Source organism: Sphingomonas sp. GW821-FHT10C01 (assembly GCF_059415525.1).
The window spans coordinates 358,648-378,710 of record NZ_JBWKNK010000003.1; the positions used below are offsets into that span (position 1 = coordinate 358,648).

Sequence of the window (20,063 nt, forward strand, 5' to 3'; positions counted from 1 at the left end):
TCGGCTGTTTCGAGGGGGGACGGCGACGGCGATGGTTCGCGTCCCGAAACTCCCGAGGCGGTGTCGCACCCCGGGCCTGCGGGGCTCAGGCGATGATGCCCGAGCCCGGCACGGCGGTGGTGGTGAAGATCGTCACGGCGGTGATGCCGAAGGAGACGAAAGTGGCGAGGACGTGGCGTGTCATGGTCTTGCTCCCTGTTCTGTGTGGGCCGGTCAGGCGACCGGACCCATGCCGACGGTGTTGGCGATCAGGACCGCGGTGAAAGCGGCGGCACCGAGGAGCGAGAAAGCGTAGCGGCTGAAGTCTTCGAAACGGATGGCCATGATTTCATTCCCTTTTGTCATTCCGCCGAACCGTTCGGCGAGATGCCAGGAGAATTGCAGGGTCCGTGCCAGTTTCAATAAACTATTGAAATACAAGGATTTATTATTTTGTTGCCAATCTTGTTCGGATTTTTCACCAAGTTATGTGGTGAAATTTCCCAATCATAAGGGGCGAAATCCGCAACCTAGCCGGCGTGGACGCAGTTCCGTCCGTCATTCTTGGCGGCATAGAGCAGCCGGTCGGCACGGCCGATGCTGTTGGCAAGCGGCTCCCCCTTGCTGACGAGCGTCAGGCCCGCGGAGAAGGTGATCTCGCCAAGCGGCGCGTCGGTCTCACGCAGGCGATAGCGTTTCGCGGCGACGGTCGCGCGGGCATTGTCCAGCGTGACTCGCGCGCCCTCAAGGCTGGTGCCCGGAAACAGGATCGCGAATTCCTCACCGCCATAGCGCGTGACGTAATGCCCCTTGCAGCTTTCCTTGAGCGTTTCGGCGATGGTCTTGAGCACCCGATCCCCCACGGCATGGCCGAACCGGTCGTTGACCGTCTTGAAATGGTCGACGTCGCAGATCGCGACGCACAAGCGCTCGCCCCCGGCCACCAGTTCGGCATAGGACTCTTCGAACGCCCGGCGATTGGGCAATTCGGTCAGCGGGTCGCGGCGGGCATTGTCGCGCGCCTCCTCCAGCTTGTCGCGCAGTTCGGTCGCCTCTCGCGTCGCATTCTCGAGCCGCGATTCAGCGCTATGGACGCGTTCAAGCATCGTCGCGGTGACGCGCGACAGGTCGTCGAACATCGCACCCTCACCCCCCCGACCATAACGGCGGATGGCGTCGGCACTGGCCGCGAGATCGCGGCCGAAGCCCACCGTCTCGTCGTGCATCGCCTGGACCATGTCCTGGAAGCCTTCGACCTGCATCTGCGTCCGGGCGACAAGCCCGTCAGCCTTCTCACGGACGCTCCGCGCGTTCGCGGGCGTTTCGACGCCCAGCGATTCGACATCGCGCTTCGTCAGACGCACCCCGCCATCCGTCAGCGCCGCCACCGCTCGCGCGAGCGGACCGGCCGGATCATGAAGCAGATGCCAGGCGAACGCGAAGTTCGCCGGATCCGGCTCCAACCGCTGATTCAACAGAAATGTACTGATACGCTCATAAAGCTGCCAGGCCGGGTCATCCGCCCCTGTGGCTTCAGCGGCCCTCGCCACCGTCATAGAATCCAATCCCCACGCTTATCGGGGCGCTCCTTACACGCGCCCGCAAACGCACTCTGATGACCGCTCTCTAGGCGCTAACTGCTAAAATCCAGTGAAATCGTTACACCCGTAATAAGCATATTATTTACGCTGCTTGGCGTGCCATTCCTTCACCGCCGCCAGCGTATTGCGGATATGCGGCGCGGGGCTCATCTCGCTATGAGCGTAGATCACCTTGCCGTCGGGGGTGATGACGAAGCTGGTACGGCTGGTCATCGCGGTCTTCGTGCCGTTGCGCTTCAACGCCACGTCATAGCCGTCGATGATCGCAGGGGTCGCCTGCGCCACCGCGAACTTGCTCGCGCAATCCTTGGTCGAAAAATCCTTGAGCTTGTCGATCGGGTCGGCGGCCATGCCGATCACGGTCGCGCCCGCAGCCTTGAACTCGGGCGTCGCGGCGGCGAAGGCCTGCGCCTCGGCGCTGCAACCCGGGGTGAACGACATCGGGTAGAAATAGAGGACGACCGGGCCCTTCTTGAGCTGCTTCTTGAGGTTGAGCGTGAACTCCTTGCCCGCAAGCGCGCCCTGGGTGGTGAAATCGGGCGCGGCGGCACCGGTCGCGATCTGCGCGGCGGCGGGTACCGCGGCGGAGGCAGCGGTCATCAGGGCGAGGGCGGCAACGATCGTCATGCGCATCTTATCTCTCCTCATTTGCGGCGCTTATGCGCCTCCCGCGGGTCCACGCCAAGATCAGCGCGTCAGCGAAATCCCGATCCGGCCATGGGTATCGCGGCGGCGATAGGCATCGAGCGCCTCGCCGAAGCCAGTAAAGCCCTGCCCGAATAGATAGATGCCGAACCCGCCGCCCAGATCGGCGAGCGGATAGGAAGCGAACAGCTCGGCCGCGCCGCGCCCGCTGTCGGGATTGCCGCGCACATTGAGGCTTAGCTTCAAGCTGTCCGGCTTGACCAGCGTCAGGCCCAGCGACGCATTGCCCCAATAGCGGTTGAGATCGGGCGCCACCCCCTGCTTGCCGACATAGATCCAGGCCTGCGGCGTCACCTCGGCGCGCCAGTCGCCGCCAAGATCGAACGCCTTGGTGAAGCGGGCGAAAATGCGGTTCGAATCGATCGAGGTCGCCGGCCCCTCACCGTTCGAATCATGGCGCCAGCCGATCCCGAACATCGCGGTGTCGTCGATCGCCTTCTCGTAGAAGACCTCGGGCGAGTAGGTGGTGTGCTCGAACGGCCCGGAGGGCAGATCGAGCCGCCAGAACATCGTCTGGGTATAGGCGAATTTGAACCCGCTCAGCGCGCTGTCGTTTCGAAACGGCTGGAAGGCGAAGCTGAACTGGAGCTTCGTTCCCGAATCTCCGGGTCCGAACGCGCCATAGATCGGTTCGTGGGGCGTGAAGCGCCCGAGGAAACCCGACGCGGTTCCCGCCGAACGCCGCACCTCGGTCTCACCATCCGTGTCGGAATTTGCCGCCGTCGCGCGCGCGTCCGCCGGGTAGGCGCTGCCGACACCCGGCGGCAGCTCGCCGACCGTGGTTGGCGCCGGACGCGCGGCATAGGCGATCGGGACATAGCGCGCCTTGGCGAAACCGCCGGGCGCAATCATCGCGGAAGCGGCCGGCAGCCGCTCGAGCGTCATCCGCGTGCCGTCGGCCGCGGTCACCTCGATCTGGCGCGGCCCTTCGGCAGGCACCGGTGCCGCGCCTTCGTTGAGCAGGATCACCTCGACCCCGCGCAGCGCGTCGCGCTCGGTCGCGGGCTGGGTGGGCACGGCACGGACCTGGGCCAGCGCGGGCGCGGCGGTCAAAGCGAGCGGGACGAGAAGCAGTGAGCGCATCGGTGCCCCGGATGCCAGCAAGCGATGACGATTGCGAGTCGATTGGCGCGCGCGGGCTATCGACGCGCCCATAAGCGGGTCATACCGTGCGCCAGGGTGGCTCGCACAACAAATAATGGGAGAAGGTATGACCGCAGACGAAGCCGCGATCGTGAAGGTTCTAGACGAGATCTACGCCATTATCTCGGGCCCCGCGGGCCCGCGCGACTGGGCCCGCCAGCGCGAGATCTTTCATGACGAGAGCCGCCAGATGCGGACCTGGATCGAGGCGGACGGGCAGCCGGCGATCAGGATCATGGGCCGCGACGCCTATGCCGCCGACACCACGCCCTATTTCATGGAAAATGCCTTTTACGAGGTCGAGACCGCGCGCCGGATCAACATCTTCGGCAACATCGCCCATGTCTGGAGCATCTATGAGGCGCGCCGCTCACCCGACGCCTCCGATCTCGACCGGCGCGGGATCAACTCGATCCAGCTCTACAAGAGCGCGGACGGCTGGAAGATCATCAGCATGATCTGGGACAATGAACGCGAGGGCGTGGTCGCCAGCCTCTAGGCGGCTGCGGGTTAGGGGCCGGGGCGCCTTCGCGATGCCCCGGCCCGCAACGAATTACCGCTTGATCGCGCGTTGTTCGACCACCACGCGCTGCTCGATCACCTGATCGAGCGTCCAGCGGATCGACGATGCGTCCGCGGGCGGGTTCTTCACCTTCTCCTCGATGATGCGTAGGCGATATTCGATGCCCGGCTGCGGGTCGAAGTCGGTGATCCCGAAATAGTGGAGCTGCCAGGGATCGCTTTCCTTCTCGCGCACCTGCAGGCAGGTCATCGGCGCGACGCCCGTGCACGGCTTGGTCTCGGCCGAGACATAGATGAACTTGCGCGGCGCATCGGCGGCGGGCTTGTGCGCGGCCTGATAGGTCAGCGTCTCGCCCTTGGCGGTACGCAGGACCAGCTGGTCGCCATTGATCTGGTAGCGGGTGACGGCACCCAGCCGGTCGACATAGGCGCGCTCGGTCGCCATCGCCGGCTGCGGACAGGCCATCAAGGTGCTGGCGAAACCGCCCTTCTTGTCGCCGAAACGGATCTTGCCGCCCTTGGCCTTGAAGGCCCCGCCGGTGCGGTTGCAGCCGGTGCTACTCGAGAAGCGACCGGTCTTGGCATCGAAGTCGAGGCGCAACGGCTTGCCCGCGGGCAGGTTGCGACCGCTCCACTCGACCAGGTCCCAATGCTGCGCCGAAAGCGCGGGCGCGCCCTTCGTGGACGAAGGGGCGGCATGGGCTCCACTGGCTGCCAACATCGCTGCCATGGCGATCGAAACGGCGCCGGCATGGCGGGGGAAATTCATTACTAAGCTCCTGTTTCAGATGGAGGGCGCATCTGGGCACTCCCCCCTGAATTAGGCCTGTCCCGCTTGTTGCCGGAGCGACAGGAAGCATGTTGGTTTCGATTTATACCAATCGAATCAACCATGTAAGCGCATTGCTGCGGTGCAAAATAATTCGATGACATCCCGATCAGGGCAAGGAAAGGGGCCGGAAACCAGACAGTCAGGCCTGTCTGATCTCCGGTCCCGATGCCCCTTAGAACCGTCGCGACGCGCGCAGCTGAAGCGTTCCAGCCCGGCTGCCCTGACCGCCACGCCACCCGGTCTCGAAGTCGAGCGCCCAGCCGCTCAGCAGGTGTTCGACGCGGGTACCCAGGCTCAACTGGAACTGCTCGCGCGACCAGCCATTGCCCGACAGCGAGTAGAATGCCGCACCGGGGATGTCGGCATAGTCCATCAACTGCGGATCGATATCGGCGAACTCATGGTTCCATTCAGCCCGCAGGCGCGGCGTGATCGACCCGAAGCCCACCTTCTGGCGATACTGGATACGACCGCCGATTGTTCCGATCACCGAGCGCACCTCACGCTCGTCGAAGCGCAGATTATAGCGTCCCGCACCGGTCTCGGCATAGGCGTCGAGATCCGCATCGAGATACTCGCCGCGACCATAGAGCGACCATTGCAGCGGACCGTTGCTCTGATCGACGCCGAGCGAGAGCGCGGCGACGGTGTAGCTGCCGTCGCGGCTTCCGCGCGCTTCCGAATTCACCGCCCCGACGAAGCGTCGGGTCGAGAAGTCGAGCTGGCCGCGGCCGACCATGCCATCTACGAAGATGCCATCGACCGGCAGAATGCTGGCATAGGCGGCATAGAGCGAGCTGGTCCCGCGGACCTGCGCCGCGGTGCCGATCCGGCTCAGGTCGTTGCCATAGCCACCACCCACGCCGACGATGATCCCATCCGCCAGCTTGATGTCCGCGCCGCCGCTGAGGCCAGCCGTGGTCGCGCTGATCTTGCTGCGGTCGGTGGTCTCATTGCGCGTGCCGATCTCGATCGCGCCGCCTGCCCAGAGGGCGAGCGAGCCGATCCGGCGCTTGCCGTCCTCGTCGACCGATCCCGATCCCGGTTCAGCGGCGGCGTTCGCATTGCCCCCCCCGATTCCCAGCCCGGCTCCACCCGTCACACCGCCAGCGGTGGCGAGCATCCGGCCGTCACCGAGCGCATCCGCCCGCGAGAGCGGCGAGCGCAGGTCGTTTGCCACCCGGCCGATTGCCGGATCCTCGCTCGACCGGCGCATGCGATCGGTGATCAACAATCCCCAAGTCGAATCGTCGAACCGGTCGATCATCCCGGAGCCGTCGCGCGAGTTGAGGGTGATCCCCATCCCCGTACCGGCCCCACCGCTATCGCCGTGGAGCTGCTCGGCGCGGCGCATGAAGTTGGACACCTGCGCACGGGCGAAGCGGCGCGCCGTTTCCGCCTGAGCGTCGCTGATCGCGCCCACGACCGGATCGGTCCGTGGATCTGGGCGCGCCTCGACGGTGAGCGTCACCGTCGACGGTGCCGAGGTGCCGAACACGTTGTTGAGCGTGTAGGTGACCACGATCGTGCCGCCGAACCGGTTGTTCGGGGTCACATCGAGGCGGTAGGCGCCGGCACCGACCGCGACGATCGCTGTGGTCGCCGAGTTCGCAGGCGTCACGCTGACGACAGTCGCGCCGGTGAACGGACCGCGATCCGCACCGTCGGTCAACATCACCGAAACGATCTGTCCATCGCCCGTCTTCGCCGTCTTCGGCGTCGCCACCGGCACCTGACCGACAACCGTGACCGTCACGGTTCCCGGCGTCGAGGTGCCGCCCGGGCCGACAGCGACGAAGGTGAAGCTGTCAGCGCCGGCATAGTTCAGCGCCGGCTTGTAGGTGGCGATGTAGGGCGCTCCCGCGCTCAGCGTCACGGTCCCGTGCGCCGGCTGGGTTGCGACCTGGATGGAACCGTAAACACCGGTGACCAGTGCCGACAGGTCGATGGCGACGCTGTTGTTCGTACCCGTCGTGTTGCCGGAAACGCTGCCCGTACCCGGCGCCGCCACTGGTGCCGGCGGATTGGCCACCGTCAAGCTCACCGTCGCGGGCGACGAGGTGCCGCCCGGACCGGTCGCCGTGTAAGCGAAGCTGTCCGTGCCATAATAGCCCGCGGTCGGGACATAGGTGACCACGTTTCCGCTCACCGTTGCCGTGCCGTGTGCGGGCATGGTGGTGATGGCGATGCTGTTGTGGACGCCGCTGATCGAGCTGGTCAGATCGATCGCCGTGCCAGAGCTGTTGTAGCCCACGGTGACGCCACTACGGTTCGCCGCGACCGGTGCCGGCGGATTGGCCACCGTCAAGCTCACCGTCGCGGGCGACGACGTGCCGCCAGGACCGGTTGCCGTGTAGGTAAAGCTGTCCGCGCCGAAGTAGGTCGCGCTCGGCGTGTAGGTCACCACATTGCCGCTCACCGCCACCGAGCCATGCGCCGGTGCGCTCGCCACCGCGATGCTGGTGTGAACGCCCGTGATCGAGCTGGTGAGGTCGATCGGCGTGCCGCTGCCCGCATAGGGCACCGCCACGCCGCTACGATCGGCAACCGTCGGTGCCGGCGGCACCGCCACCGTCAGGCTCACCGTCGCAGGTGCGGACGTGCCGCCCGGGCCGGTGGCCGTGTAGGTGAAGCTGTCCGCGCCGAAGTAGGTCGCGCTCGGCGTGTAGGTCACGACATTGCCGGCAACCGTCACCGTGCCGTGCGCAGGGGCAGTCGCCACCGCGATGCTGGTGTGGACGCCGCTGATCGAGCTGGTCAGGTCAATCGCCGTGCCGCTGCCCGCATAGGGCACCGCGACACCGCTAAGGTTGGCCGCGACCGGCGCCGGCGGCGTCGCCACGGTCAAGCTCACCGTCGCGGGCGCCGAGGTGCCGCCAGGGCCGGTTGCCGTATAGGTGAAGCTATCCGCGCCGAAGTAGGTCGCATTCGGCGTGTAGGTCACGACATTGCCGCTCACCGTCACCGTGCCGTGCGCGGGTGCGCTCGCCACCGCGATGCTGGTGTGGACACCGCTGATCGAGCTGGTCAGATCGATCGCCGTGCCGCTGCCCGCATAGGGCACCGCCACGCCGCTGCGGTTGGCCACGACCGGCGCGGCCGGCGTTGCCACGGTCAGAGTCACGGTTGCGGGCGCCGAGGTGCCGCCCGGACCGGTGGCCGTGTAGGTGAAGCTATCCGCACCGAAGTAGGTCGCGCTCGGCGTATAGGTCACGACATTGCCGCTCACCGTCACCGTACCATGCGCGGGTGCGCTCGCCACCGCGATGCTGGTGTGAACGCCCGTGATCGAGCTGGTCAGGTCGATCGCCGTGCCCGTTCCCGCATAAGGCACCGCAACACCGCTAAGGTTGGCCGCCACCGGCGCGGCGGGCGTCGCCACGGTCAGGCTCACCGTCGCGGGCGCCGAGGTGCCGCCAGGACCGGTGGCCGTGTAGGTGAAACTGTCCGCACCGAAGTAGGTCGCGCTCGGCGTATAGGTCACGACATTGCCGCTCACCGTCACCGTGCCGTGCGCTGGGGCAGTCGCCACCGCGATGCTGGTGTGAACGCCCGTGATCGAGCTGGTCAGGTCGATCGCCGTACCCGTGCTCGCATAGGGGATTGCGACTCCGCTGCGATTGGCCGCAACCGGCGCGGCCGGTGTCGCGACAGTCAGGCTCACCGTCGCGGGCGACGATGTGCCGCCCGGACCGGTGGCCGTGTAGGTGAAACTGTCCGCACCGAAGTAGGTCGCGCTCGGCGTGTAGGTCACGACATTGCCGCTCACCGTCACCGTACCATGCGCGGGTGCGCTCGCCACCGCGATGCTGGTGTGAACCCCCGTGATCGAGCTGGTCAGGTCGATCGCCGTGCCGCTGCTCGCATAAGGCACCGCGACACCGCTAAGGTTAGCCACGGTCGGCGCCCCGGGCGTTGCCACGGTCAGGCTCACCGTCGCGGGCGACGATGTGCCGCCCGGACCGGTGGCCGTGTAGGTGAAGCTGTCCGCGCCGAAGTAGGTCGCGCTCGGCGTGTAGGTCACGACATTGCCGGCAACCGTTACCGTACCATTCGCAGGTGCGCTCGCCACCGCGATGCTGGTGTGAACCCCCGTGATCGAGCTGGTCAGGTCGATCGCCGTACCCGTGCTCGCATAGGGCACCGCCACGCCGCTGCGGTTGGCCGCAACTGGTGCTGGCGGATTCGCCACGGTCAGGGTCACGGTTGCGGGCGTCGAAGTGCCACCGGGGCCGGTCGCGGTGTAAGTGAAGCTATCCGCACCGAAATAGTTGGTGGTCGGCGTGTAGGTGACCACCGTACCAGCAATGCTCACCGTACCGTGCGTCGGTGCCGTGCCGATCGCGACGCTCGAATAGACCCCGCCAATCGACGGCGCGAGATCGATCGCGGTACCCGTGCTGTTATAGGGGATCGCGGCGCTCGTGTCGGCGGCCGTTGGTGCTGTCGGCGTTGCCACCGTCAGGCTCACCGTCGCGATGTTCGACGTGCCGCCAGGGCCGGTCGCGGTATAGGTGAAGCTGTCCGTACCGAAATAGCCGGCCGTCGGCGTATAGGTCACCACGTCGCCCGCAATGCTGGTCGTGCCATGCGAAGCTGCAGTGCCGATCGCGATACTGCTGTGCGGGCCGCCGGTGATCGAGGCCGAAAGATCGATCGCCGTGCCGGTGCTGTTATAGGGCACCGCCACGCCCGGCTTGTTCGCCGCGATCGGCTTGTCGATGAAGGTGAAGGTTGCCGAGGTTGTGCTGGTCTGCCCGTTGACGGTGACCGTCACGGCCTTCCCGCCCGAGCCTGCAGCCGGCGCGGTGACGGTGAGCGAGGTCGCGCTCGCCGCGGTTACCGTGCCGTTGCCCGCCGAACCGAAGGTCACCGTGTTGTTGCCCGGCGTCGTGCTGAAGCCCGTGCCGCTGACGGTCACGACCTGGCTGACCGGGCCCGAAGGCGGTGCGACGCCGGTCACCGTCGGGACGACGGCGAAGCTCCCACTCGGCGCCGACGTCGTCGTCGGGTAGCCGCTCGGGGTGAAGGCGCCGAGCGAGAACCCGGCGGTCGAACCCGCCGTGGTGCCGGTATAGCCGATCGTGACGGTGCAGCTGCCCGAAGGAATGCTGAAACCGTTGAACTGGAAGTTCGCGCCGCTATCCGAGCCGCTGGCGCCGCAGCTGCCGCCCAGCGTACCGCGGCTGACCAGCGCCGAACCGCTGAACAGCGGCGCGATGCTGGGCGAGGCCGAAGCATTGGGATTGGTGAAGGTGATCGTCGCGGTGCCGGTCTGGCCGACACCCAGCGACGTGGTCGAGAAGCTGACCGAGGTGGTGATGGCGCTCGCTGCGCCGACGGTGACGCTCTGCTGGACCTGCGCGGCAGCGTTCCAGTTGGAGTCGCCCGCCTGGTTGGCGTTGATGAGACAGGTGCCGGTCGATTGGAAGGTAACCGAGCCCCCCGAGAGTGTGCAGATCGCGGCCGAACCTGCGTCGATCGTGAGCACGGGCGTCAGGCCGGAAGAAGCCGTGGCGGTCACGTTGTACGCAGCGCCACCCACCGACGCGGCCGGCGCAGTCGAGGTGAAGCTGATCGCCTGGTTGCCCTTGGCGATCGTAACCGTGGTGACTCCCGTGTCCGCCGTGCGGGGCGGCCCCTGCGAGTCGCTCACCCGGACGATATAGGAGAAGGTGCCGGCGATGGTCGGTGTGCCCGAAACGACACCGGTCGAGCTGCTGAGCGTCGTGCCCGGCACAAACGCGCCGGCGTTGAGCGTATAGGTATAGGGCGCGAGGCCGCCCGCGGCGGTGTTGGCCTGGCTATAGCCGGCACCGACCTGGAGGCCCGAAGCGGCGGCTGCGTTGATCGTCAGGTTCGCCGGAGTCACGGTGAAGCTCCGGACGACGTCAGGCGCGGCGCTCCAGTTGCCGTCACCGGCCTGGCTGGCGGTGATCGAGCAGGTGCCGATCTGCAACAGGGTGAGCGTGGTGCCCGAAACGGTGCAGATACTCGTGGTGGTCGAAGCGAACCCGACCGTCAGGGTCGACGAGGCCGTTGCCGAGAGGGTCAGCGGCGACGCCGAGAGCGAGGCGTCGGACAGCGTGCCGAAGGTGATCGTCTGGGCGCCCTGGGCCACGGTGATGCTGTACGACTGAACCCTAGTGTACGGGCCGCCGCTACCCGCGGTCGAGCTGTCGGTCGCCGTGATATCGAAGTTGAAGGTGCCGGTGGCGGTCGGCGTGCCCGACAGCGTGCCGCCCGACAGGGTCAGGCCGGTGGGCAGCGTGCCCAGAGTCGGCGCATAGCTGTAGGTGGCCGTACCGCCGTTTGCCGTGAAGCTCTGCGAATAGCCGGTGCCGACCGTCGCACCCGGGAGCGCACCGGAAGCGGGCGACAGGGTGATCGTCGGCGCGGCGATGGTCAGCGAGAGCGTGCCGGTCGCCTGAGTGAACGGGCCGGTACCGAGCGAGCTGTCGGTGACGGTCGCGGTGAAATTGAACGTGCCGCTCGCGGCGGGAGTTCCGGTGATGGTGCAATCGGCGTTGAGCGCCGTTCCCGCAGGCAGCGAACCCGATGCGGGCACGGTGCCGCAGCTATAGGGCGCCCGTCCGCCGGTGGTGTTGATCTGTACCCCGGACAGAGCCTGGCCGCGTGTACCACTTCCGCCGGTGAGCGAGGACGACAGCGTCGGATTGCTCACGGGAACCGTGGTCGTCGCCGGGGCCGAGGTGCCGCCCAGATTGGTCGCGGTGAAGGTGAAGCTGTCGTTTCCGCGGAATCCGGTGGGCGCGGTGTAGGTCACCAGCCCGGCGGAATCGACCGAAACCGATCCGCCCTGCGCCGTCGTGGCCGAACCGACCGCGAAGTTGGTCGGGCTGTTGGTCGCGTGGCCGGCGACGCTGAAGTTCACGCTGGCCGCATTATAGGCCACCGCCGACGCCGTGAACGAACTGGCGACCGGCGCGGCCACATAGGTGTATTGATCGGACGCGCTGGTCGCGCTGGTGCCGCCGGGCGTGGTGACCGTAATGTCATAGGTGCCGGCCGCGCTCGCTGGCGCGGTCGCGGTGATCTGGCTGTTGCTGTTGATCGTATAGGTCGCGTTCGTCGCGCCGAACTTCACCGCGCCTGTTCCGGGCGCCGCCCCGAAGCCGCTACCGGTGATGGTCACCGTCGTACCGCCGCTGGTCGGGCCGGCGGTCGGCGAGACCGACGTGACCGTCGGCGCCGCCACATAGGTGAACTGGTCCGCGGCGCTGGTGGCGCTGGTACCTCCGGGCGTAGTCACCCGGATGTCGTACGTACCCGCGGAATTCGCGGGCGCCGTCGCCGTGATCTGGGTGTTGCTGTTGATGGTGTAGGTCGCGTTCGCCGCGCCGAACTTCACCGCACCCGTACCGGGCGCCGCCGCGAAGCCGGTGCCGGTGATGACGACCGTGATCCCGCCCCCGGTCGGGCCGTTGGTCGGCGAAATCGACGTGACCGTCGGCGCCGTGATATAGGTGAACTGATCCGCTGCGCTGGTCGCGCTGGTACCGCCGGGCGTGGTGACGGTAATGTCGACCGTACCGGCGCTACCAGCGGGGGCGGTCGCCGTGATCTGCGTGTTGCTGTTGATCGTGTAAGTCGCGTTCGTCGCGCCGAACTTCACCGCCCCGGTCGGGTTCGCTATTGAGAAGCCGCTACCGGTGATCGTCACCGTGGTGCCGCCGCCGGTCGGGCCAGCGGTGGGCGAGATCGACGTAACCGTCGGCACTTCCTGCGCGATGACGAAGCCGGTCAGCGCCACATTGGTGAGCGTAAAGGGCTGCGCGGTGCCACCATTGGCGCCGGTCACCGACGAATCGGTGATATCGACGTTGAAGCTGTAGGTGCCGGACGTGGTCGGCGTGCCGGTCAGGGCGCAATTGGCCCCTAGCGTGACGCCGCTGGGCAGCGCGGCCGACCCGCCGTTGAGCACGCAACTATAGGGCGCGTTGCCGCCCGCCGGTGTCACGGCATAGCCTGATAGTGCAGCCGCGACCCTGGCGCCGGAGCCGCTGATCGCCGCTGTGATGGTCGGATTGCCGACAGATACCGTTACGGTCGCCGGTGGATTCGAATCCCCCGCGCTGTTGCTGGCTTTGGCAAAGAAGGTGTCGTTGCCACGATAGCCGACGCGTGGCGTATAGGATGCAACCCCGGAGCTGCTGATCGAGACCGTACCGCCACCGCTGGTGGCCGCGCTTGTCGCATAGGCGCCGCCCGAGGCGTTGGACACCGTATAACCCGTGGGCGCATTGGTCGCGCTGCCGCCGGTCGCGACATCGATGCTGGTCGCCGAAGCGCCGCCCGGATTGTAGGCGACGGTGCTGCCGAAGGTGAAGCTGTTGAGCGTCGGCGGGCTCACTGCGGGCGTGCAGGTCACGCTCGCGACAATGGTGCCGTTCGTGCCCGCGTCGCGACCGGTCGTCAGACCGACAGCAGTGGTGCCTGCCGGGAGGGTGTAGGCAGCGCTCGTCAGAGTACCTGACGTCGTCGTCAGGAGTGCCGCAGACGCGGGGTTGGTGGCTGAGCCGGTCCCCGAGCCGATCCGCAGCCGCAGCCGCAATTGCAGTCCCGCGGTCGTAGTGAAGTTGCCGGTGACGACGATCTGGTCGCCGGCGTCGAAGGTGTAGAAAGTGGCGTTGCTGGGGACATAGTTCATCGCCGGATCGAACGGGTCAGTCCAAGCCACCGACGAGCGGGACATGTGATAGGTACTGGCTGCATAGCTCGCCGCCGCGGTCGTCCCGGAGGCGGGGGCGCCGCTCACATAGACCACCTGGTGATTGAGCACGCCGGCGTTGATCGCGGTACAACCGGTCGAGGCCTGCGCGGCCACCGGCGCGAGCGCGGTGAGGCCCATCGCCAGCAAGGCATGGCGCATGATCGCGGGCGCGCCACCTCGCCGCTTTGATGAAACCGCCGGCTTGGCGCGAGATGCCCCAAGTTGACATAGCGCAGCGAAAGCGCCCGCGAATCCAACGGCCACAGCAGATTCCCCCCAGTATTCAAGCAGAGAATATGCTATTATTGCACAAACGCAAGCGAAACGACTCGTTGCGTATCGCGAAGCATGCTGTATTGATGCGCTAAATTCGAGGAACGTGCCTGCGCATGTGCTTCGAAATTCCGAACCAGATTCCATGATTGGCGTTGTTCATGGCGGAACCACAGAGGTAAACGGACAGGAAACCTTCCACTCCAGGGACCGCTAACAAGATCGTCGGCGAGCCTGCGAACCTCAACTCCGCTCATTTGTGGGTTTTGCGTGTTTCTATAATAGTAGGGTGACGATATCGTATCGATATCATCGTCCGCACATGAATCACTTGGGAGGAGGGTAAGATGGAACCTTTTGTTGGCCAGATCATGCAGGTCGGCTTTAGTTTCGCGCCGCGCGGCTGGGCGATGTGCGCGGGCCAGTTGGTTGCGATTCAACAGAACACGGCGCTGTTCTCGTTGCTTGGCACCAATTTTGGCGGCAACGGCCAGTCGACCTTCGGCCTTCCGGATGCGCGCGGCCGCGTACTGACCGGCACCGGCACCGGACCCGCGCTGGCGCCGGTGGTGCTGGGCGAAGTCGCCGGCACACAGAATACCTCCCTGACGATCGCCAACATGCCGGCGCACAACCACGCCGCGGTGTTCGCCGGCGCCGTGGGCACGCTGGGCGCTCAGGTTCAGGCAAAGAGTGGCATCCCGCAAGCACAGCTGTCCGACACGCCAGCCGCAGGCAGTTTCCTTGCCAACACCGCCGATCCGGAAGTGAGCGGCACGCCGCTGATCTATGCACCGGCGTCGTCGGCTGGCACCGCCGTGAATATGGGGGGCTGCAGCGTGACCGGTGCTCCTGGCGGCACCGTCACCATCGGCGCGACTGGCAGTTCGCTGCCGTTCAGCATCCAGCAGCCCTATCTGGGCATCACCACCATCATCGCCACCGAAGGCGTCTTCCCTTCGCGCAACTGATCCTGAAGGGCCGGGCATCGCGACAGCGCGCCCGGCCCTTTGCGATCACGACGAAGTCAGTTGAACACCGCCTGATAGTGACGCCGGTCCGCCGAGGGCTGAAGCTGTGTGATCATGATGTTGTGCGGCCCACCCTTGCCGCAATCGAACTCATAGGTTTCGTCGAGCAGATAGACATGCTGGGGCGAATCAAAGAACAGCGAGAAGGGCTCGCGAAAGCCGATACCCGCCAGATATTTGCCGCGTTCGATACGTTCGAGCGTGATCTCCACCGGCTGCGGGATGGTGTTGACGCGGACCTTGCGGCCCACCCACGGCTCGAAATCTTCCGGCTTCATCAGATACATGGCATTCCTCCCCACCCGTATGCGGTACGCTACCGCCGTGGATTGCCCGGTGACAACCCGGTTGTGAAGTGATCGCCCGCATTTGAGACGGGGATGACGATGACGATGAAGCCACCCCCATTTCCGCGTACGCGATCCATCCCGCCCGATGACGCGCGACTCGCAGCGCACGCGATTATGCTGCGCCCGGCGACGAGCGAGGATCTCCCCCTGCTCGCCCGCCTGTACGCGAGCTTCCGCAACGCCGAGATGCTGTTCGTGCCGTGGAGTCCGTCGGAGAAGCAGGCCTTTCTCGACGACCAGTTCCGGCTGCAGCACAGCCACTTGGTCCGCCATTTCCGGCGCGCCGATTTCTGGATCGTCTGCGATCCCGATTCGGGGCCTCTCGGTCGCTTCTATCTCGATCGCTCGGCCCGGGAATGGCGCCTGGTCGACATATTGCTGGCGACCGATGCGCGCGGCCGGGGCATCGGCACCACCCTTGTCCGCTGGGCCCAGGCACATGCCGCCGATGCCCGAGCCAGCGGGATCGCGCTGCATGTTGCGATCAACAATCCGCGCGCTCACGCGCTCTACGCGCGCATGGGGTTTATCGAGGGCGAGAGCCGGGACGGATTGCATATTCCGATGCTTTGGCGCCCCCGCGAGCCGTAGCCGGCGCACATCTATCGTATCGAAAGCGCACGCAGCTCCGCATCCGGCCCAGCCAGATACCGGGCCACCGCATCGCCGATCGCGGCACCGGCCTCACTGCGCTTTTCCTTGCCATCGGGTTCGAACCGCGAGTCCGGGAACTTCGCATCGCGCGATGCGCGCGCCGCCGCCCGGGCTCGTTCCGCGCTGGTCAGGTCCAAGCCGAAATGCGGCGCGATCCGCTGTTCGAACGCTTCAGGCAGCGCCGCATAATCGACCGCCATTCCATCTCCGCTTCGCAACGCGGCGAGCGCGGCGCCGTGATAACGCGCGAAAATGACCGCGCACTGCTCTTCAGCCGCGACCGGGATTCCGTCGGCCGGTCCATAGAGTCCATCAGGCACCAGACCCGGCACGGTCTGATAGCCGCGCATCCGCAGCTGCGACACCAGTACCTCCGCCGGATCGCGGAACAGATAGATCCAGGGGACATCGGGAAACGCCGAGCGGAACAACGGCAGCGCCAATATATGCCAGCTGTCGAGCTTGATGAAGGAACGCTGCTCGCCTTTTCCTGGTCTGGTCAGGGCGGCGACCATTGCCCGCATCAGCGCCACATGCCGGTCTTGCGGGATATCGGGCCGGGCCAGGGCGAAGCGCACCACGGCGTCGAGCGGCCCCGGCTCGGAAAGCGATATCGTCGCGTCGAGCGCGCCCAGCATCTGCCCGACCAGAGTCGAACCGCAACGCGACATGTGAAAGACCAGCCCGCCCAGCGAGGTGGCAGGCTGTGCCGACGCGGCCGCGACGAACGCGTCGAGCGTCGTCGCGTGCCGCAGCACCCGGTTGAAGGGCCGGAACGTCGCGGTCGCGATGGCATCGGCATAGAAGCTCCGGTCGATGGGCGCGTCGCCGAAGCGGGCCCAGTCGATCGCGACGTGTCCGGCATGTTCCATCAGCGCGACCGGAAGCCAACCTGGCGGCGCCCAGGCACCGCTCGCCGCAGCCACAGCTCTGCGCGACCGGGGCCGAATCGTCTCATCATCGAGGTCCAGCCCCAGCCTTCGCGCAACCTCTTGCGCCCGCAAGGCAAAGGCGTCGGCGCAGATTGTGTCATCAAGCTCCGCCTGCAGCGAATCGTCGGCGAGAATCGCCCGCTGAAAGATGTCGAAGCCGCTTGTCACCCCGTTCTCCGCATGCATGATCATCCGACGCGCGCGCCGCCGTATCACCGAACGACGATGGACTTGATGAGCAGTAGCCCAAAAACATTCCCCGACCGGGTACGCCTGCCGCTCACCTTCGATCCGGTCAGGCTTGCCGCGGATCTGGAACTGCTTGAGAGCAAAGGGTGGACGCCGCATTTCGTCAAGCAGAACTATGAGGGTGAATGGAGCGCGATCCCGCTACGCGCCGCGCGCGGGGCCGAGCATCCGATCCTGATGATCACCGCTAACCCCGGAATAGACTATGTCGATGCGCCGCCCCTTCGCCAGACACCCTATTTCCGCGAAGTCCTGTCCGCGTTCGATTGCCCGCTCAACAGTGTCCGATTGATGCGGCTTGGCCCCGGCGCCTCGATCCTGGAGCATAGCGATCCCGGCCTTTGCGCCGAAGACGGCAGCGTGCGCCTGCACATCCCGATCCTGACCAACCCCGAAGTCCGCTTCTACGTTAACCATAGCTCGACGCCGATGCTTCCGGGCGAGGTCTGGTATCTCAGACTGTCCGATCCGCACCGCGTCGACAATCTCGGCGAGAATGAGCGGGTTCACCTAGTGATCGACGCGAAGATGAACCCCTGGCTGGAACGGCAGCTTTCAGAGCATCCGTCCGCCTAGCGACGGCGTTTGCGGGCGCCTGCGCATAGAACGCAGGCTTGGTTCGCGCCTTTCGGCTTCACGCGAAGCCGTGGAAAAGCGGGGCGGGCGAGCTTTGCGGTGAATGGGGGCATCATGCCCTGGCGGAGACGGAGGGATTTTTACGCATCAAATCAAGCAATTGAGATCGCTCAATTCGTCCCGACCAAGCAGAAATCTTCCCACATTTCTTACCACACGCATCCGTACTGGCCTCAAATCCACCGGACGAAAACAGTTTGAACCGACCCGATTCTCCTGTCCAGAGGCATCCTTCGCGCACGACTTGTATCCGCACGTAATCAGCTAGCTCGAAGGACGGCGAGCGCGTGACAGCTGCTCCGCCCTGTCGCCACCCTCGGATGGACCAGCGGTCCTGCGATGACCATCGCGGCATTCACCAACGGAAATTCAGAGGTTCCGATCCTGTCCTTGCGATGGACATTGCGCGTCGCCAGTTCGCGAGACTGTCAGAATCAGGTGATGTCATGAAGAAGATCGGCTTTCTGTCCTTTGGCCATTGGTCTGCCGCGCCCCACTCGGCGACGCGCTCGGCTAGCGATGTGCTGCTGCAATCGATCGACCTTGCGGTCGCAGCGGAGGAGCTGGGCGCCGACGGAGCCTATTTCCGGGTACATCATTTTGCCCGGCAGCTGGCCTCACCGTTCCCGCTGCTTGCCGCCGTGGGAGCCAAGACCAAGCGCATCGAGATCGGCACGGGCGTGATCGATATGCGCTACGAAAACCCATTCTACATGGCCGAGGATGCCGGTGCCGCAGATCTGATCAGCGGCGGGCGCCTTCAGCTCGGCATCAGCCGGGGATCTCCAGAGCAGGTGATCGAGGGCTGGCGGCATTTCGGCTATGCGCCAGCCGCCGGGGAGAGCGACGCGGACATGGGCCGTCGCCATGCCAAAGTGTTCCTCGACCTGCTCAAGGGGGAAGGTTTTGCCCAACCCAATCCGCGTCCCATGTTCCCCAATCCGCCGGGGCTACTTCGGCTTGAGCCACACTCGGCAGGATTGCGCGAACGTATCTGGTGGGGCTCCGCATCGGATGCGACGGCAATATGGGCGGCCCAGCAGGGCATGAATTTACAAAGCTCTACGTTGAAGGCGGACGAGAGCGGGGAACCCTTTCACGTCCAGCAGGCGAAGCAAATCCGAACCTACCGCGCCGCGTGGCAAGCGGCAGGTCACGCCCATGAACCGCAGGTATCTGTCTCACGCTCAATCTTCGCGCTCACCAACGACGAGGACCGCGGCTATTTCGGGCGAGGCGATGATAAAGATCAGATTGGCGTGATCGACAATATGCGCGCTGTGTTCGGCCGCTCCTATGCCGCCGAGCCGGACAAGCTGATCGAACAACTGCGCGCTGATGAAGCGATTGCCGAGGCCGATACCTTGCTCCTGACCGTCCCAAATCAGCTCGGTGTCGATTACAATGCGCACATACTCGAGAGCATTTTGACGCATGTAGCGCCGGCATTGGGCTGGCGCTGAACCAAGATCAGCACCCCCGCTCTCATCCCAATCATCGCATTGTCAGCTACGCGCCCTAAGTTCGGCCGTTTAGCCGCGATGTAGGCGATCCCGAAAGCGGCCGTTCATTCAAGCTGCGATCGGTTATCCGCTAACGGTTGGTAATTGAACGCTAGCTTGTCAGCTTTGTCTCACATCACCGGCAGAACGAAATTCTCCTGACCGAACTGCCGCCATCGCGGATGAAAGCTTGTAGCCGCCTCTTCTCGCTGCCTGCCCCCGTGCCTCGGGGGTGGGCTAGAGGGCCGCGACCGCCCACCCCGCTGACCGAGGCCCAACGCCAGCGCACACGCGCTGACCGCTTTGGCCGGGCCGCAAGGCCCGGCGGGAGCGGAGCGACCTAGCCCGCACCACGCGCGGCCATGTCTCCAACAGGAAGGGGAAGATTGGCTTGGCGGCTCAACTACTTGCCGCTCACCGGCACCGGAGTCTCTACCCCAGTGCTACCAGTCTCTAAATTACGATGTGCAGACAATGGCCTACCCCATACGGGGAGCCATTTCCTTTATCTTGCCCTCGCCCTCGCGCTTTCAACCCACCGAAGCAGCCGTTCGTTGTTTTCAAAGGGGCTAACGGCCCCCTCCGACAAGCACTCCGCCAGCGCTGCCTCGACGGCGGCGCGCTCTTGGTATTCCGGGTACTTTTCCGGATGCTGCTCGGCATACGACCATAGTCGCCAAGCATCGAACCCGACAACGCCCTCGGGCGTAGCAAAATCAAAATCGACATCATGGTCGGGATATTCGACCAGACATCCCACCCCATGCATTTTGTATTGAACGCCCGCTGAGAGTTCACCTGAACGAGCGATCACGCCCTCGGCTGCGGCTTTTAAGATGTCTCTGCGACCGATTTTTCGCTCGAACATATCCAAGCATTCAGTCACGGAACCCATGTAGTCAGCGATGAGCTTTTCCATG

At 65.4% G+C, this 20,063-nt stretch carries 13 protein-coding genes; 5 read left to right on the forward strand and 8 right to left on the reverse strand.

The window, feature by feature from the left end; genetic code table 11:
• Positions 1-509: 509 nt before the first annotated feature.
• From AC07M1_RS15660 to AC07M1_RS15670, 3 genes are all read right to left on the reverse strand, one after another.
• On the reverse strand, positions 510-1,454 hold the full coding sequence (locus tag AC07M1_RS15660; protein WP_495163551.1) for a GGDEF domain-containing protein: 945 nt from the start codon (positions 1,452-1,454) through the stop codon (positions 510-512).
• Positions 1,455-1,658: 204 nt separating this feature from the next.
• A complete protein-coding gene (locus tag AC07M1_RS15665) occupies positions 1,659-2,213 on the reverse strand; it encodes a peroxiredoxin (protein ID WP_495163552.1) in 555 nt (184 codons plus the stop codon).
• Between the two features lie 54 nt (positions 2,214-2,267).
• On the reverse strand, positions 2,268-3,368 hold the full coding sequence (locus AC07M1_RS15670; RefSeq protein ID WP_495163553.1) for a phospholipase A: 1,101 nt from the start codon (positions 3,366-3,368) through the stop codon (positions 2,268-2,270).
• 127 nt (positions 3,369-3,495) lie between these two features.
• Here AC07M1_RS15670 and AC07M1_RS15675 point away from each other — a divergent pair, with 127 nt between their 5' ends.
• On the forward strand, positions 3,496-3,927 hold the full coding sequence (locus AC07M1_RS15675; protein ID WP_495163554.1) for a hypothetical protein: 432 nt from the start codon (positions 3,496-3,498) through the stop codon (positions 3,925-3,927).
• Between the two features lie 54 nt (positions 3,928-3,981).
• Here AC07M1_RS15675 and AC07M1_RS15680 read toward each other — a convergent pair whose 3' ends face one another.
• Together AC07M1_RS15680 and AC07M1_RS15685 are read right to left on the reverse strand one after the other, a co-directional pair.
• Positions 3,982-4,719, reverse strand: a complete 738-nt coding sequence (locus AC07M1_RS15680) for a DUF4377 domain-containing protein (protein WP_495163555.1) — start codon at positions 4,717-4,719, stop codon at positions 3,982-3,984.
• A 235-nt stretch (positions 4,720-4,954) separates the two neighbouring features.
• The gene (locus AC07M1_RS15685; RefSeq protein WP_495163556.1) at positions 4,955-13,675 is read right to left on the reverse strand and encodes an Ig-like domain-containing protein; all 8,721 of its coding nucleotides are present in this window, start codon (positions 13,673-13,675) and stop codon (positions 4,955-4,957) included.
• 461 nt (positions 13,676-14,136) lie between these two features.
• On the opposite strand from AC07M1_RS15685, the gene AC07M1_RS15690 reads away from it, so the two are divergent.
• On the forward strand, positions 14,137-14,760 hold the full coding sequence (locus tag AC07M1_RS15690) for a phage tail protein (protein ID WP_495163557.1): 624 nt from the start codon (positions 14,137-14,139) through the stop codon (positions 14,758-14,760).
• Positions 14,761-14,816: 56 nt separating this feature from the next.
• Here AC07M1_RS15690 and AC07M1_RS15695 read toward each other — a convergent pair whose 3' ends face one another.
• Positions 14,817-15,107 carry a DUF6916 family protein gene (locus tag AC07M1_RS15695; protein ID WP_495163558.1) on the reverse strand — a complete coding sequence of 97 codons (291 nt, stop codon included), beginning with the start codon at positions 15,105-15,107 and terminating at the stop codon, positions 14,817-14,819.
• A 99-nt stretch (positions 15,108-15,206) separates the two neighbouring features.
• Here AC07M1_RS15695 and AC07M1_RS15700 point away from each other — a divergent pair, with 99 nt between their 5' ends.
• A complete protein-coding gene (locus AC07M1_RS15700) occupies positions 15,207-15,761 on the forward strand; it encodes a GNAT family N-acetyltransferase (protein WP_495163559.1) in 555 nt (184 codons plus the stop codon).
• An 11-nt stretch (positions 15,762-15,772) separates the two neighbouring features.
• Here the strand turns inward: AC07M1_RS15700 and AC07M1_RS15705 are convergent, their stop codons facing one another.
• Positions 15,773-17,104, reverse strand: a complete 1,332-nt coding sequence (locus AC07M1_RS15705) for a sulfotransferase family protein (protein WP_495163560.1) — start codon at positions 17,102-17,104, stop codon at positions 15,773-15,775.
• Between AC07M1_RS15705 and AC07M1_RS15710 the strand changes: the two genes are divergently transcribed.
• Positions 16,991-17,581, forward strand: coding sequence for an aspartyl/asparaginyl beta-hydroxylase domain-containing protein (locus AC07M1_RS15710; protein ID WP_495163561.1), 591 nt, complete (start codon positions 16,991-16,993; stop codon positions 17,579-17,581). The two genes, AC07M1_RS15705 and AC07M1_RS15710, sit on opposite strands and share 114 nt — an antisense overlap.
• 506 nt (positions 17,582-18,087) lie before the next feature.
• Complete coding sequence (locus tag AC07M1_RS15715; protein WP_495163562.1) at positions 18,088-19,104, forward strand: LLM class flavin-dependent oxidoreductase; 1,017 nt, start codon at positions 18,088-18,090, stop codon at positions 19,102-19,104.
• A gap of 544 nt (positions 19,105-19,648) precedes the next feature.
• Here the strand turns inward: AC07M1_RS15715 and AC07M1_RS15720 are convergent.
• Positions 19,649-20,062, reverse strand: a complete 414-nt coding sequence (locus tag AC07M1_RS15720; RefSeq protein WP_495163563.1) for a DUF6896 domain-containing protein — start codon at positions 20,060-20,062, stop codon at positions 19,649-19,651.
• Position 20,063: the final 1 nt, after the last annotated feature.

What these genes read in the sequence shown, in the direction of transcription:
- AC07M1_RS15665 (WP_495163552.1), bottom strand. Translation starts at nt 2,213, where the DNA reads ATGCGCATGACGATCGTTGCCGCCCTCGCCCTGATGACCGCTGCCTCC.
- AC07M1_RS15670 (WP_495163553.1), bottom strand. Translation starts at nt 3,368, where the DNA reads ATGCGCTCACTGCTTCTCGTCCCGCTCGCTTTGACCGCCGCGCCCGCG.
- AC07M1_RS15675 (WP_495163554.1), top strand. Translation starts at nt 3,496, where the DNA reads ATGACCGCAGACGAAGCCGCGATCGTGAAGGTTCTAGACGAGATCTAC.
- AC07M1_RS15680 (WP_495163555.1), bottom strand. Translation starts at nt 4,719, where the DNA reads ATGAATTTCCCCCGCCATGCCGGCGCCGTTTCGATCGCCATGGCAGCG.
- AC07M1_RS15685 (WP_495163556.1), bottom strand. Translation starts at nt 13,675, where the DNA reads ATGCGCCATGCCTTGCTGGCGATGGGCCTCACCGCGCTCGCGCCGGTG.
- AC07M1_RS15690 (WP_495163557.1), top strand. Translation starts at nt 14,137, where the DNA reads ATGGAACCTTTTGTTGGCCAGATCATGCAGGTCGGCTTTAGTTTCGCG.
- AC07M1_RS15695 (WP_495163558.1), bottom strand. Translation starts at nt 15,107, where the DNA reads ATGTATCTGATGAAGCCGGAAGATTTCGAGCCGTGGGTGGGCCGCAAG.
- AC07M1_RS15700 (WP_495163559.1), top strand. Translation starts at nt 15,207, where the DNA reads ATGACGATGAAGCCACCCCCATTTCCGCGTACGCGATCCATCCCGCCC.
- AC07M1_RS15710 (WP_495163561.1), top strand. Translation starts at nt 16,991, where the DNA reads ATGAGCAGTAGCCCAAAAACATTCCCCGACCGGGTACGCCTGCCGCTC.
- AC07M1_RS15705 (WP_495163560.1), bottom strand. Translation starts at nt 17,104, where the DNA reads ATGCGGCGTCCACCCTTTGCTCTCAAGCAGTTCCAGATCCGCGGCAAG.
- AC07M1_RS15715 (WP_495163562.1), top strand. Translation starts at nt 18,088, where the DNA reads ATGAAGAAGATCGGCTTTCTGTCCTTTGGCCATTGGTCTGCCGCGCCC.
- AC07M1_RS15720 (WP_495163563.1), bottom strand. Translation starts at nt 20,062, where the DNA reads ATGGAAAAGCTCATCGCTGACTACATGGGTTCCGTGACTGAATGCTTG.